9 protein-coding genes and 2 riboswitches are annotated in these 12,940 nt (G+C 60.3%); of the genes, 4 read left to right on the plus strand and 5 right to left on the minus strand.

The features are described 5' to 3' along the window. Nucleotides 1-5: 5 nt before the first annotated feature. The gene (gene metH, locus AB4N44_RS00340) at nucleotides 6-3,716 is read right to left on the minus strand and encodes a methionine synthase (protein ID WP_460110747.1); all 3,711 of its coding nucleotides are present in this window, start codon (nucleotides 3,714-3,716) and stop codon (nucleotides 6-8) included. Between the two features lie 155 nt (nucleotides 3,717-3,871). Here metH and AB4N44_RS00345 point away from each other — a divergent pair, with 155 nt between their 5' ends. The 3 genes from AB4N44_RS00345 to nfuA all read left to right on the plus strand — a co-directional run bounded on the left by AB4N44_RS00345 (nucleotide 3,872) and on the right by nfuA (nucleotide 8,000). Beyond that, nucleotides 3,872-6,154, plus strand: coding sequence for a fatty acid cis/trans isomerase (locus AB4N44_RS00345; protein ID WP_150774539.1), 2,283 nt, complete (start codon nucleotides 3,872-3,874; stop codon nucleotides 6,152-6,154). A gap of 181 nt (nucleotides 6,155-6,335) precedes the next feature. Continuing rightward, nucleotides 6,336-7,358, plus strand: a complete 1,023-nt coding sequence (locus AB4N44_RS00350) for an acyltransferase family protein (RefSeq protein WP_460110745.1) — start codon at nucleotides 6,336-6,338, stop codon at nucleotides 7,356-7,358. Between the two features lie 57 nt (nucleotides 7,359-7,415). Next, the gene (gene nfuA, locus AB4N44_RS00355; RefSeq protein ID WP_007912592.1) at nucleotides 7,416-8,000 is read left to right on the plus strand and encodes a Fe-S biogenesis protein NfuA; all 585 of its coding nucleotides are present in this window, start codon (nucleotides 7,416-7,418) and stop codon (nucleotides 7,998-8,000) included. A 144-nt stretch (nucleotides 8,001-8,144) separates the two neighbouring features. On the opposite strand, the gene cobM is transcribed toward nfuA, so the two are convergent. The 4 genes from cobM to AB4N44_RS00375 form a co-directional block, all read right to left on the minus strand. Beyond that, complete coding sequence (gene cobM, locus AB4N44_RS00360; RefSeq protein WP_460110743.1) at nucleotides 8,145-8,891, minus strand: precorrin-4 C(11)-methyltransferase; 747 nt, start codon at nucleotides 8,889-8,891, stop codon at nucleotides 8,145-8,147. A gap of 81 nt (nucleotides 8,892-8,972) precedes the next feature. After that, nucleotides 8,973-9,386, minus strand: a complete 414-nt coding sequence (locus AB4N44_RS00365; RefSeq protein ID WP_127927090.1) for a cobalamin biosynthesis protein — start codon at nucleotides 9,384-9,386, stop codon at nucleotides 8,973-8,975. Then, entirely contained in the window at nucleotides 9,383-10,084 is a 702-nt protein-coding gene (locus tag AB4N44_RS00370; RefSeq protein ID WP_127927092.1) for a CbtA family protein, read from the minus strand. The genes AB4N44_RS00365 and AB4N44_RS00370 overlap by 4 nt, the downstream gene beginning before the upstream one ends. An 11-nt stretch (nucleotides 10,085-10,095) precedes the next feature. Further along, entirely contained in the window at nucleotides 10,096-10,293 is a 198-nt protein-coding gene (locus AB4N44_RS00375) for a CbtB domain-containing protein (RefSeq protein WP_122844784.1), read from the minus strand. 124 nt (nucleotides 10,294-10,417) lie between these two features. Then, a riboswitch (cobalamin riboswitch) is annotated at nucleotides 10,418-10,639 on the minus strand. Nucleotides 10,640-11,555: 916 nt separating this feature from the next. Beyond that, nucleotides 11,556-11,767, plus strand: a riboswitch (cobalamin riboswitch). A gap of 99 nt (nucleotides 11,768-11,866) precedes the next feature. Between AB4N44_RS00375 and cobW the strand changes: the two genes are divergently transcribed. Then, nucleotides 11,867-12,940 carry a cobalamin biosynthesis protein CobW gene (cobW, locus tag AB4N44_RS00380; RefSeq protein WP_016984348.1) on the plus strand — a complete coding sequence of 358 codons (1,074 nt, stop codon included), beginning with the start codon at nucleotides 11,867-11,869 and terminating at the stop codon, nucleotides 12,938-12,940.

Below are 12,940 nucleotides of genomic sequence, written 5' to 3' on the forward strand. Positions count from 1 at the left end.
GGGTTTCAGTTGTCGTAGCCGAGGTTCGGTGCCAGCCAGCGCTCGGTCACGCTCAACTCCTGGCCTTTACGCGAGGTGTAGCTGGCGACCTGATCCTTGTCGATCTTGCCCACGGCAAAGTACTGCGCCTGCGGATGGGCGAAGTACCAGCCGCTGACGGCAGCCGCCGGGAACATCGCGTAGTGCTCGGTGAGGAACACTCCGCTGCGACCAGCGCGCATCTCTTCAGCTTCCGGATCGAGCAGGGCAAACAACGCCGCCTTCTCGGTGTGATCCGGGCACGCCGGGTAACCCGGAGCAGGGCGGATGCCGCTGTATTGCTCTTTGATCAGCGCTTCGTTGTCGAGGGTTTCACCCTTGGCATAACCCCAGTGCTCTTTACGCACCTGCTGGTGCAGCCATTCGGCGCAAGCTTCGGCCAGACGGTCGGCCAAGGCTTTGACCATGATCGAATTGTAGTCGTCGCCAGCGTCCTGATAAGCCTTGGCGACTTCTTCGGCGCCGATGCCGGCGGTGGTGATGAAACCACCGACGTAGTCGGTCACTTCGCTGTCCTTCGGCGCCACGAAGTCGGCCAGCGAGAAGTTTGGTTTGCCGTCGGTCTTGATGATCTGCTGGCGCAGGTGATGCAGTTTGGCCAATGGCTGGCCGTCATCGCCGTACAGTTCGATGTCGTCGTCATGCACCTGATTGGCCGGCCAGAAACCGAACACCGCACGGGCGCTGATCAGCTTCTCGTCGATCAGTTTGGCGAGCATCTCTTGCGCGTCCTTGTACAGCGCGGTGGCGGCTTCACCGACCACTTCGTCTTCAAGGATGCGCGGGAACTTGCCGGCCAAATCCCAGGAGATGAAGAACGGCGTCCAGTCGATGTATTCGGCCAGAACCTTGAGATCGATGTTGTCCAGCACCTTGCTGCCGGTGAAGCTCGGTTTGACCGGCTGGTACGCCGCCCAGTCGAACTGCGGCTTCTTGGCAATCGCGGCGGCGTAGCTCAGGCGCTCGGTACGGGCACTGCGATTCGAGGTGCGTTCGCGCACATCGACGTATTCCAGACGCGTCTTCTCGACGAAACCGGCCTTCAGTTCCTTGGACAGCAACTGGGTTGCTACACCTACCGCACGGGAGGCGTCGGTCACGTAGACCACGGCATCGTTGCTGTACTTCGGCTCGATCTTCACTGCCGTGTGCGCTTTGGAGGTGGTTGCGCCACCGATCATCAGCGGCAGATGGAAGTCCTGACGCTGCATCTCGCGAGCGACGTGGACCATTTCATCCAGCGACGGTGTGATCAGACCAGAGAGACCGATGATGTCGCACTTCTGCTCTTTGGCTACCTGCAGGATCTTCTCCGCCGGGACCATCACGCCGAGGTCGACGATGTCATAGCCGTTGCAACCGAGTACCACGCCAACGATGTTCTTGCCGATGTCGTGCACGTCGCCTTTTACGGTGGCCATGAGGATCTTGCCCTTGGCTTCCGGCTTGTCGCCTTTTTCCAGTTCGATGAACGGGATCAGGTGGGCCACGGCCTGCTTCATCACACGGGCGGATTTCACCACTTGCGGCAGGAACATTTTGCCGGCGCCGAACAGGTCGCCGACGATGTTCATGCCGGACATCAGCGGGCCTTCGATCACCTCGATCGGGCGGGCGAACGACTGGCGCGACTCTTCGGTGTCTTCAACGATGTGCGTGGTGATGCCCTTGACCAGCGCATGCTCCAGACGCTTGTTGACCTCCCAGCTGCGCCACTCTTCGGTCTCGGCTTCCTTGACGCTGCCGTCGCCCTTGTACTTGTCGGCGATGGCGAGGAGGGCGTCGGTGCCTTCCGGGGTGCGGTTGAGGATCACGTCTTCCACGGCATCGCGCAGTTCCTGCGGGATCTGGTCGTAGATCTCCAGCTGCCCGGCGTTGACGATGCCCATGGTCAGGCCTGCGCGGATCGCGTACAGCAGGAACACCGAGTGAATTGCTTCACGCACCGGATTGTTGCCACGGAACGAGAACGACACGTTGGACACGCCGCCCGAGGTCAGCGCATACGGCAGTTCGTCGCGGATGTAGGCACAGGCGTTGATGAAGTCCACAGCGTAGTTGTTGTGTTCTTCGATGCCGGTGGCGACGGCAAAGATGTTCGGGTCGAAGATGATGTCTTCCGGCGGGAAGCCGACTTCGTTGACCAGAATGTCGTAGGAGCGTTTGCAGATTTCTTTCTTGCGCGCTTCGGTGTCGGCCTGGCCGGCTTCGTCGAACGCCATCACCACCACCGCAGCGCCGTAGCGCTTGCACAATTTGGCGTGATGGATGAACTGCTCGACGCCTTCTTTCATGCTGATCGAGTTGACGATGCCCTTGCCCTGAATGCACTTGAGGCCGGCTTCGATGACTTCCCATTTCGACGAGTCGATCATGATTGGCACGCGGGAGATGTCCGGTTCACCGGCGATCAGATTGAGGAAGGTCACCATGGCCTTCTTCGAATCGAGCATGCCTTCGTCCATGTTGATGTCGATCACCTGGGCGCCGGCCTCGACCTGTTGCAGGGCGACTTCCAGCGCTTCGGTGTAGTTGTCTTCACGGATCAGCCGGGCGAATTTCGCCGAGCCGGTAATGTTGGTGCGCTCGCCGACGTTAACGAACAGCGAGTTGCGATCGATGGTGAACGGCTCCAGACCCGAGAGGCGGCACGCCTTGGGGATGTCCGGAATCTGCCGCGGTGCGTAACCGGCGACGGCTTTGGCGATGGCTTCGATGTGCCCCGGCGTGGTGCCACAGCAACCGCCGACGATGTTGAGGAAGCCGCTCTGGGCGAATTCTTCGATGACCTTGGCGGTTTCCGACGGCAGTTCGTCGTACTCGCCGAATTCGTTCGGCAGGCCGGCGTTCGGGTGCGCGGAAACGTGGGTGCTGGCCTTGTTCGACAGCTCTTCCAGGTACGGACGCAGTTCACTGGCGCCGAGCGCGCAGTTGAGGCCGACGGAGATTGGCTTGGCGTGCGCCACCGAGTTCCAGAACGCTTCGGTGGTCTGGCCCGACAGGGTGCGGCCGGAAGCGTCGGTGATGGTCCCGGAAATCATGATCGGCAGTTCGATGTGCAGCTCTTCGAACACGCCTTGCACAGCGAAGATCGCCGCTTTGGCGTTGAGGGTGTCGAAGATGGTTTCGATCAGGATCAGGTCGGCGCCGCCCTCGATCAGGCCTTTGGTGGCTTCGGTGTAGTTCTCCACCAGCTCATCGAAGGTGACGTTGCGATAGCCGGGGTTGTTGACGTCCGGCGACAGCGAACAGGTGCGGCTGGTCGGACCGAGCACGCCGGCGACGAAACGCGGCTTGGCCGGGTTCTCGGCGGTCTTGGCGTCGGCGACCTTGCGGGCCAGACGTGCGCCTTCTACGTTTAACTCGTAGGCCAGCTCTTCCATACCGTAGTCGGCCATGGAAATGCGCGTAGCGTTGAAGGTGTTGGTTTCGAGGATATCGGCGCCGGCATCCAGGTAGGCTTTCTCGATGCCGCCGATCACGTCCGGACGGGTGATCACCAGCAGGTCGTTGTTGCCCTTGACGTCACTCGGCCAGTCCGCGAAGCGTTTGCCGCGATAATCCTGCTCTTCGAGCTTGTAGCTCTGGATCATCGTGCCCATACCGCCGTCGAGTATCAGGATGCGCTCTTTGAGAGCTTGCTTGAGAGCTTGAAGGCGGACGCTGCGATCGGACATTTGGACTACTCGGAAAGACCATTACGAAGGAGCGGGATCATAGCAAACCTGTGCGCTTTTAGAGCATGTGGGGCTTTTGCATGAATATCGTTCATGTTGGTACGAGCGTCATACTGTAGACTCGCGGCGTTTTTTTCAGGATCGGGATCAAGGGCATGTCGTACCGCGTCATCAGCATGGTTTTGCTGTTCTTAAGCTGGGGCGCCGTTGCGCAAGAGCCCACGATCTCATACAGCCGTGATATCCAACCGATCTTCACCGAGAAGTGCGTGGCCTGCCATGCCTGCTACGACTCGGCCTGCCAGTTGAACCTGGGCAGTGGCGAGGGCGCGGCCCGTGGCGCGAGCAAGATGCCGGTCTATGACGGCGAGCGCACACAAGCGGCACCGACCACTCGGCTGTTCTACGACGCCTTCGGCAAACGTGCCTGGCAGCAGAAAGACTTCTATTCGGTGCTCGATGCGCAGGGCAGTCAGGCGGCGCTGATGGCGCGCATGCTCGAGCTGGGGCATAAAACGCCATTGACGCCGAACGCCAAACTCCCGGAAGAGATTGTGCTGGGCCTGAACCGCGAGAACATGTGCTCGCTGCCCGCCGAGTTTGAAGGCTACGCCGGTGCCCATCCGAAAGAGGGCATGCCACTGGCGGTGACCGGGCTGACCGATCAGCAATATCAGACGCTGCAGCGCTGGCTGGCCTCGGGTGCGCCGATTGACGAACAAGGCCTGGCGCCGAGCGCGAAAGAGGCGCTGCAGATCGTCCAGTGGGAAAACCTGCTCAACACCCCCGGCGCCCGGCAAAGTCTGGTCGGCCGCTGGTTGTACGAGCACTGGTACCTCGCGCACATCTACTTCAAGGACGGCGAGCCAGGGCATTATTTCCAGTGGGTGCGATCACGTACACCAAGCGGTCAGCCGATCGACCTGATCGCCACCCGTCGTCCCAACGACGATCCGGGCACTCAGGTGTATTACCGCTTGTGGCCGGTGCAGGGCGTGATTGTGCATAAAACCCACATCACCTACCCGCTGAGCGCGGCGAAGATGGCGCGGGTGAAAAGCCTGTTCTACAGCGGCAACTGGCAGGTCAATGCGTTGCCCGGTTACGGCCCGCAGAGCCGTGCCAATCCATTCGCGACGTTCGAAGCGATTCCGGCGCAGGCGCGTTACCAGTTCATGCTCGACAACGCCGAATACTTCGTCCGCACGTTTATTCGCGGCCCGGTGTGCCGGGGGCAGATTGCGACCGACGTGATCCGCGACAACTTCTGGGCACTGTTCCAGGCACCGGAACACGACCTCTATATCACCGACCCGAATTATCGCGGTCAGGCCACACCGTTGCTGGCCATGCCGGGGCAGAACGACGATGTCGGCAGTGTGTTGAGTCTGTGGCACAACTATCGCAACAAACGTAATGAGTACGAGGCCCTGCGCCGCGACAGCTACGCCGATGTGCCCGCGCCGAGCTGGTCGACGCTGTGGGCCGGCAACGACAACGCTCTGCTGAGCATTTTCCGCCACTTCGACAGCGCTTCAGTGACCAAAGGCCTGATCGGTGAAGTGCCGCAAACCATGTGGCTGTTCGACTATCCGCTGCTGGAACGCACCTATTACCAGTTGGCAGTCAACTTCGATGTATTCGGCAACGTCTCGCATCAGGCGCAAACCCGTCTGTATTTCGATCTGATCCGCAACGGCGCCGAGCAGAACTTCCTGCGCCTGATGCCCGCCGATTCCCGCGAGGATTACCTCGACGATTGGTATCAGAGCGGTGGCCAGTTCAAGATGTGGCTCGATTACGAGGCGATTGACGACGACAAACCGACTGCGCTGAAACTCGACGAGAAAGACCCGAAATACGACTTCGCCATGCAATTACTGGCGCGTTACGGCGATCTCAATGCGCGGCCCGATCCGATCAATCGCTGCGATGGCGCTTATTGCTCGCGGCCGAATATCGACCCAGGGCTGCAAAATGCCGAACAGGCCTTGAGTCGCCTGACCTCACGTCCGGCGGCCGGTTTGAAGGTGATCGAGCAGTTGCCGGAAGCGACGATGCTGCGCATTGAAACTGCCAGCGGCAAACGCGAGGTCTACAGCCTGCTGCGCAATCGTGCACACAGCAACGTGGCGTTCCTGCTCGGTGAATCGCTGCGCTATCAACCAGGACTGGACACGCTCACGATTTATCCGGGCGTACTCAGCAGTTATCCGAACTTCATCTTCAACGTCCCGGCCGATCAGGTGCCGGCGTTTGTCGATGCGATGGAAAACGCCAAGGATGCCAATCGTTTCGAGAAAATCGTCGAACGCTGGGGGATTCGCCGCAGTCATCCGCAATTCTGGTTCTATTTCCACGATTTGAGTCAGTACATCCACGAAACCGATCCGGTGGAAGAGGGCGTGCTGGACATGAACCGCTACGAGAATCTTTGATCATTTGAAACAGGCCGACTGTCACAGCTTCAGGTAACACACAAATCCCCTGTGGGAGCGAGCCTGCTCGCGAAGGCGGAGTGTCAGGCACCGAATACATTGAACGTACCGTCGCTTTCGCGAGCAGGCTCGCTCCCACAGGGTGAAGTGGTGTTTTTGCAATTGTGATCGGGAGCAGGTGATGTTGATTTCAGTGCAAGCCCTGCGTGCGCTTGCCGCGTGGACGGTGGTCTGCCATCACTTCATGCAGATATTCTTCGACTTTCAGGCACGTGGGCCCATCGGGCAGCTGTTCATCGACAAGGGCGCGGTGGGCGTCGATATCTTCTTCGTCATCAGCGGTCTGGTGATTTTCCTCTCGACCGAAAACAAACCGCTGCCGCCGACGCGCTTTCTGCTGTACCGCCTGTTTCGCATCGTCCCGGCGTATTGGCTGTACACGCTGTTGATGGCGGTGCTGGTGGTGTTCGCCCAGCCGTTGCTGCCGGATCAAACGGTGGACTGGGGTCATCTGCTGTTGTCGTTGCTGTTCATTCCTACGGAAAACCCCGGCGGCTACGGCTTCTATCCGACGCTGAATGTCGGCTGGACGCTGAATTACGAAATCCTGTTTTACGTGCTGTTTGCCTGGGCGTTGCTGTTCCGCTTGCAGGTGCGCCTGCTGGTGGTCGCGGCATTGCTGTTCGCAGTGAGTCAGGCGTGGACCGGGTTTGGCTGGATAAGCGAGTTTTACCGTTCGGACATTGTCTATGAGTTTCTGCTGGGGATCGGCATCGGCATGCTCTATCGCCGGGGCTGGATCGGTGCGGGACTGTGGCTGCCACTGGCGGCCATCGTCGTGGCGTTGCTGGCGATTTATCATTTGGCACCGGCGCCGAGGCTGCTCAATTGGGGGGTGCCGAGTGCGGTGCTGGTGATGGCGTGTATCTCGCTTGAGCGTTATGTCGAGCGCAGTCGTGTGCTCAAGCTGCTCGGCGATTGCTCGTATTCGGTGTACTTGATGCACGTTCTGGTGCTGTCGGTGGGTGGATTTATCGCGCGACGCTACGGCATCAACCCGTATTTGATGTTTGTCGTGTGTGCGCTGGCCATCGGCGTCGGCTCCTGGTTGAGCTACGAATGGGTGGAAAAACGCAGCTATCGCTGGCTCAAGGCGCGAATCGACGACGAGCCCGACGAGAATCTTTCCCGACAAAAATACTAGGACTTTGTCCGGCGCAACGATTGGCGTAAACTGCGCCCAAGCCTGCGAGGAGTTTCCATGACCGCTATTACCATTACCGACGCCGCCCACGATTACCTGGCTGATCTGCTCTCCAAGCAGAACACCCCGGGCATCGGCATCCGCGTCTTCATCACCCAGCCTGGCACCCAGTACGCCGAAACCTGCATTGCCTACTGCAAGCCGGGCGAAGAAAAACCTGAAGACACCGCGCTGGGGCTGAAAAGCTTCACCGCTTATATCGATCATTTCAGCGAAGCGTTTCTCGATGACGCCGTCGTCGACTACGCCACCGACCGCATGGGCGGCCAGCTGACCATCAAGGCGCCAAACGCCAAAGTCCCGATGGTCAACGCCGACAGCCCGGTCAACGAGCGCATCAACTACTACCTGCAAACCGAGATCAACCCGGGGCTGGCCAGCCACGGCGGTCAGGTCAGCCTGATCGATGTGGTGGAAGACGGCATTGCCGTGCTGCAGTTCGGTGGCGGTTGCCAGGGCTGCGGCCAGGCGGACGTGACCTTGAAGGAAGGCATCGAGCGCACCTTGCTTGAGCGAATCCCTGAACTGAAGGGCGTTCGCGACGTGACCGACCACACGCAGAAAGAAAACGCCTATTACTAAGGTGTTCGCTGCGGACATGAAAAACGGCGCCCCGTGAGCGCCGTTTTTTTATGGCTGAAATTCAAGAAAGCCTTCGCGAGCAAGCTCGCTCCCACATTTGATCGCATTCCCAATGTGGGAGCGAGCCTGCTCGCGAAAGGGCCTTCAAGGTCGATAAAGATGCGCATGCCCGGCGCGATACAGCGATGACTCGCTAAACACCTCACTCCCCAAAACGCGACCCACCAGAATCAACGCCGTACGCCGAAACCCTTTGGCCTCGACCTTCCCGGCGATATCCGCCAGCGTTCCCATCACCCAATCCTGATCCGGCCACGTCGCCCGGTGAATCACCGCAATCGGGCAGTCCGCGCCGTAATGCGGCAGCAGTTCCACCAGAATCTTCTGCAGATGGTTAACCCCCAGATGAATCGCCATGGTCGCGCCATGCTGCGCCAGACTGCCCAGTTCCTCACCGGCCGGCATGGCGGTCTTGTCGGCGTAGCGGGTCAGAATCACGCTTTGCGAGACGTCCGGCAACGTCAGTTCCGCACCCAGCAACGCCGCACAGGCTGCCGTTGCCGTCACTCCCGGAATAATCTCGAATGGAATATTCAGCTCGCGCAGATAGCGAATCTGCTCACCAATCGCGCCATACAGGCTCGGATCACCGGAATGCACGCGCGCCACATCATCACCGTTGGCGTGCGCGGTTTTGATCAATTCGATGATCTGTTCCAGATGCAATTCAGCGCTGTTGACCACGGTTTGCGCCTGATGACCGTCCAGCACCGCCGCCGGTACCAGCGAGCCTGCATAAATGATCACCGGGCAGCTGCGAATCAGCCGCTGGCCTTTGACAGTGATCAGTTCCGGGTCGCCGGGGCCAGCGCCGATGAAGTAAACGGTCATGGTTGAATCCTGTGAAAAAGGGGCACGGCAATCGCTTCAGATGAAGATTGCTCATGATCGGTGGCGGGGATTATCGGGAATTTATGCTGCGCCGGCCAATGCGAAGGTGGCCTGAGCGTATTTTTGCCGGGAAATCAGCAGTTTTGCCGGTGCCTGAATCAGCTGTTCGGCAAGGGCCAGCGCGGCGCTTTCGGCGACGCCATAGCAACCGGTACGTTCGTAAGCGATCTCGGAACGGTGGCTGAGTCGTTCCTGATAACTGGCCAGTTCTGCGCTGCTGAAGTACAGCAACGGCAGCGCCAGCTGTGCGGCGAGTTCCTGGAGACCGGGCTCATCACGCTTCAGGTCGATACTGGCCAAGGCCTTGACTGCTTGCAGCTCAATCCGATGAGCCTGTAACGCCTGATCAAGTAACGCGCGCAGCGTACTGGCCGGGCAGCCGCGCTGGCAGCCCAGGCCGATCACGAAGGTCGGCGCTGCGCTGTCATCGGTCATGCGTGGTATTGGCCATCGCTTTTGCGGCGGAACAACCAGGCGCTGATCAGGCCGAGGGCCAGCCAGAACACCACGTTGGTCAACTGCGAAGCGATTTTGAACTGAGCTTCCAATGCCTCGGGAGCGAGCATCGAATGCACTTGCGGCTGGGGTGCGCCGATTACATGCGGCACAGCAAGGATGGCCACGCCGAGGATTTTCATCAGCCAGTGACGGCTGAACGCAATCAACGACAGGCCGACAGCGGTCGAAGCGGCGGTGCCGATCCACCACATCTGGCGTGAGGCCAGATCAGCAGCGGCAGTGCCCGGCAATTCAGGTGGCAGGCCCATCGTCGGTGCCAGTACGAATGTCGCGTAACCGGCCAGGCCCCAGAGCAAGCCTTGCGAGGTTTTGGTCGGCGCGCGCAGGGTGTACAGGCCCGCGAGCATCAGGGCGAAACCGACGGCAACGACCAGATTGCCGCCCGTGGTCGAGACCACGCGCTGCCAGCCGTCTTCCGGCTCCCAGGCTTCGGCGTCGTGGGTGTGCGCAGCGGTGCCGGCGGCGTGTTCGTGAACTTCTGCAACCGGTTCGGCTTTCTCGAACGTCTCGGCCTGAAGAATCAGTGGCGACACCCAGAAGCTTTGCAGCAGGGTGAGGAGCAGGGCGGCCAGCAGACCGGTGAAACCTGCGGTTTGCGCAATACGCTTGATCATGTCGACAGGTCTCAGTGGCACGGGAACGCGGCGCTGTGGCGGGTATCGTGGGCGGCGTTGTGCACCGCTTCGATGTGCGAGAAACCGGCAAAGTAGACCAGGCTGGCGCCGAGGATCGACGCGAAGATCGCGGCGGCCAGGCGTTGGCTCAGGGTGGTGGTGCTGGCGATTTTGTCCGTGTTGCTGCCGGTGCTGCTGATGATCGACATGGCGCTTCCCTCTGGAATGTCAGTGGGTGAATCGAGCGCATGAAAACCCCTGCGGGTCGGGCTCGCAGAGGTTCGAACAGCGCCCGCCCACCGCGGGTTTGTTATGTTCAGCGACGCACAAGGTGCGGGCTGTGTGTTGCGGGCCGGTCTCCGGGCTCACGAGGGGTTGGCGTCATGCCGACCTGCAAGCGTCACCTTCCCATGCCGTACAGACACAGTGGTTTTGACGCTTCGCTCGCTTACCGTTGCGGGGGCAGCACCGGACTGACATGGCTCTGAGTAAAGCACATGATTCACCGGTTTCCCGTTTCACCCTGTGAAGGGCACCCGTAACAAGTTGTGTAGGAGAGCATGGGGGTGGGGTTTTGGTCAATTTTTGGGTGTATATCCGTTGCTGCGGGTGTGGCTGATTAGGGTTCCGCCCTTACGGCGGGTCACTTTTTCCAGACGCCGAAAAAGTAACCAAAAAGGCTTGCTCCTACGTGCGGCCCGCTCGCTGGGGCTCGGGGTTCCTTCGCTCCGGGATCGATCCGGGCGCAGCGCCTACGGTTTGCTTCGCTGCACCTCCTCTCGCTGTGTTTGGCTGCGCCAAACGGTCGCTACGCTCCCACGCCCGGATCAATCCCTCCACTCAGCCTTCCGACGTCGCCCGTGGATCAAGATCAAGAGCAGGCGAGCTGACACTCGGCCTATTGAGTGGTGAAGAGCGGGGCGTGGTCGGCTTTGGATTTGTGGTGGTGCTTCCCCTCACCCCAGCCCTCTCCCGAGGGAGAGGGGGCCGATTTTTGGGCTTTTCAAAGCTTGAGTTCAACTCGGTATCGCACGTCGGCGTAGCTCTCCCAAACACCTCGGTCAGTCCCCTCTCCCTTGGGGAGAGGGCTAGGGTGAGGGGCTCTTGATCTGGTTTTTGATCCTGCTTTGGCTTTGGCTTTGGCTTTGGCTTTTGATCTTTTGCCCCTTCGGCAGGCCGAGCGAAGGTGTTCATCCGGGGGTAGGCGCGTAGCGCCGTGCGGCGAAGCCGCACACATCGAGAGGAGGTGCAGCGAAGCAAACCGTAGGCGATGCCCCCGGATGGACACCGTAGCGAGGGAACACTGAGCCTCAGCGAAGTGCCGTACGCCGGGGCAAAGCCTTTTGGTTCCTTTTTGGCGTTTGAAAAAGGGACTCGCTGTAAGAGCGAAACCGCCAGAAGCAGCACCCGCAGCAACGGATATGCCCCCAATCCAAAACCCCCAAAGCATTGACCCAAAACCACACCATGCGTAGCCTTGCGCTTTCGAGGTTCTTCGGCCGTTGCCGAAGCTAAGAAGGGAACGCGGTCAATGCCGCGGCTGCCCCCGCAACTGTGAACGGTGATGTTCGCTGCCACGCCACTGCCAGCTCAACCCATGAGCCAGCGGGAAGGCGCAGCCAACGCCAGGCCCAATGCCTGAACACCGTCAGCCAGGAGACCTGCCTCGTCACAGATTCTCACTACAACCGGGCGGGGTGATCCGGTGGCGAACGCTTCCGGCGCGCACGCGCGTGGCCGGTTCTCGTCCCGTATGCCCGCCGCTTGCCAAAGGGCATACCGATGAAAACACTGGCCAAACTCCCCGTCACCATCGTCACCGGCTTCCTCGGCTCGGGCAAAACCACGCTGCTGCGGCACATGCTCGATAACGCCCAAGGCCGTCGCATCGCGGTGATCGTCAATGAGTTCGGCGAGCTGGGCATCGACGGTGAAATCCTCAAGCAATGCACCATCGGCTGCACCGAAGAAGAAGCCACCGGCCGCGTCTACGAACTGGCCAACGGCTGTCTGTGCTGCACCGTTCAGGAAGAATTTTTTCCGGTGATGCGTGAACTGGTCGCGCGTCGCGGTGACCTCGATCACATCCTCATCGAAACCTCGGGCCTGGCCCTGCCAAAACCGCTGGTGCAAGCCTTCCAGTGGCCGGAAATCCGCAGCGCCTGCACCGTTGACGCGGTGATCACCGTGGTCGACAGCCCGGCCGTAGCCGCTGGCACCTTCGCCGCGTTCCCGGATCAAGTCGATGCGCAGCGCAAACTCGACCCGAACCTCGATCACGAATCGCCGCTGCACGAACTGTTCGCCGACCAACTGGCCAGCGCCGACCTCGTCATCCTCAACAAGGCCGATCAGACCAGCCCGGAAGACCTCGCTCGCGTTCGCGCAGAAGTCGCCGAAGAATTGCCGCCCGCCGTCAAAATCATCGAAGCCAGCAACGGCCGTCTGCCACTGGACGTGTTGATCGGCCTCGGCGCCGGTTCCGAAGAACACATCGACAGCCGCCACAGCCACCATGATCACCACCACGGTGAAGGCGATGACGACCACGATGACCACGATCACGACGCCTTCGATTCGATCTCCATCGAACTTCCGCAAGCTGATGAAAGCCTACTGCTCGACGCCCTGACGCAACTGGTGGTCAAGCACGGCATCTTGCGCGTGAAGGGCTTTGCGGCCATTCCGAACAAGCCAATGCGTTTGCTGATCCAGGGCGTGGGCACGCGTTTCGACAAGCATTTCGACCGTCAGTGGGGTGCCGAGGAAGCGCGCGTCACGCGTCTGGTGCTGATCGGTCAGGAACTCGACGCCGCCCAACTCGAAGCGCAACTGCGCGCTGCGCTCAGCGTTTAA

This window comes from Pseudomonas sp. S3_C06 (assembly GCF_054667675.1).

What these genes read in the sequence shown, in the direction of transcription:
- AB4N44_RS00375 (WP_122844784.1), bottom strand. Translation starts at nt 10,293, where the DNA reads ATGTCGATCATCAGCAGCACCGGCAGCAACACGGACAAAATCGCCAGC.
- AB4N44_RS00365 (WP_127927090.1), bottom strand. Translation starts at nt 9,386, where the DNA reads ATGACCGATGACAGCGCAGCGCCGACCTTCGTGATCGGCCTGGGCTGC.
- AB4N44_RS00370 (WP_127927092.1), bottom strand. Translation starts at nt 10,084, where the DNA reads ATGATCAAGCGTATTGCGCAAACCGCAGGTTTCACCGGTCTGCTGGCC.
- cobM (WP_460110743.1), bottom strand. Translation starts at nt 8,891, where the DNA reads ATGACCGTTTACTTCATCGGCGCTGGCCCCGGCGACCCGGAACTGATC.
- metH (WP_460110747.1), bottom strand. Translation starts at nt 3,716, where the DNA reads ATGTCCGATCGCAGCGTCCGCCTTCAAGCTCTCAAGCAAGCTCTCAAA.
- AB4N44_RS00350 (WP_460110745.1), top strand. Translation starts at nt 6,336, where the DNA reads ATGTTGATTTCAGTGCAAGCCCTGCGTGCGCTTGCCGCGTGGACGGTG.
- AB4N44_RS00345 (WP_150774539.1), top strand. Translation starts at nt 3,872, where the DNA reads ATGTCGTACCGCGTCATCAGCATGGTTTTGCTGTTCTTAAGCTGGGGC.
- cobW (WP_016984348.1), top strand. Translation starts at nt 11,867, where the DNA reads ATGAAAACACTGGCCAAACTCCCCGTCACCATCGTCACCGGCTTCCTC.
- nfuA (WP_007912592.1), top strand. Translation starts at nt 7,416, where the DNA reads ATGACCGCTATTACCATTACCGACGCCGCCCACGATTACCTGGCTGAT.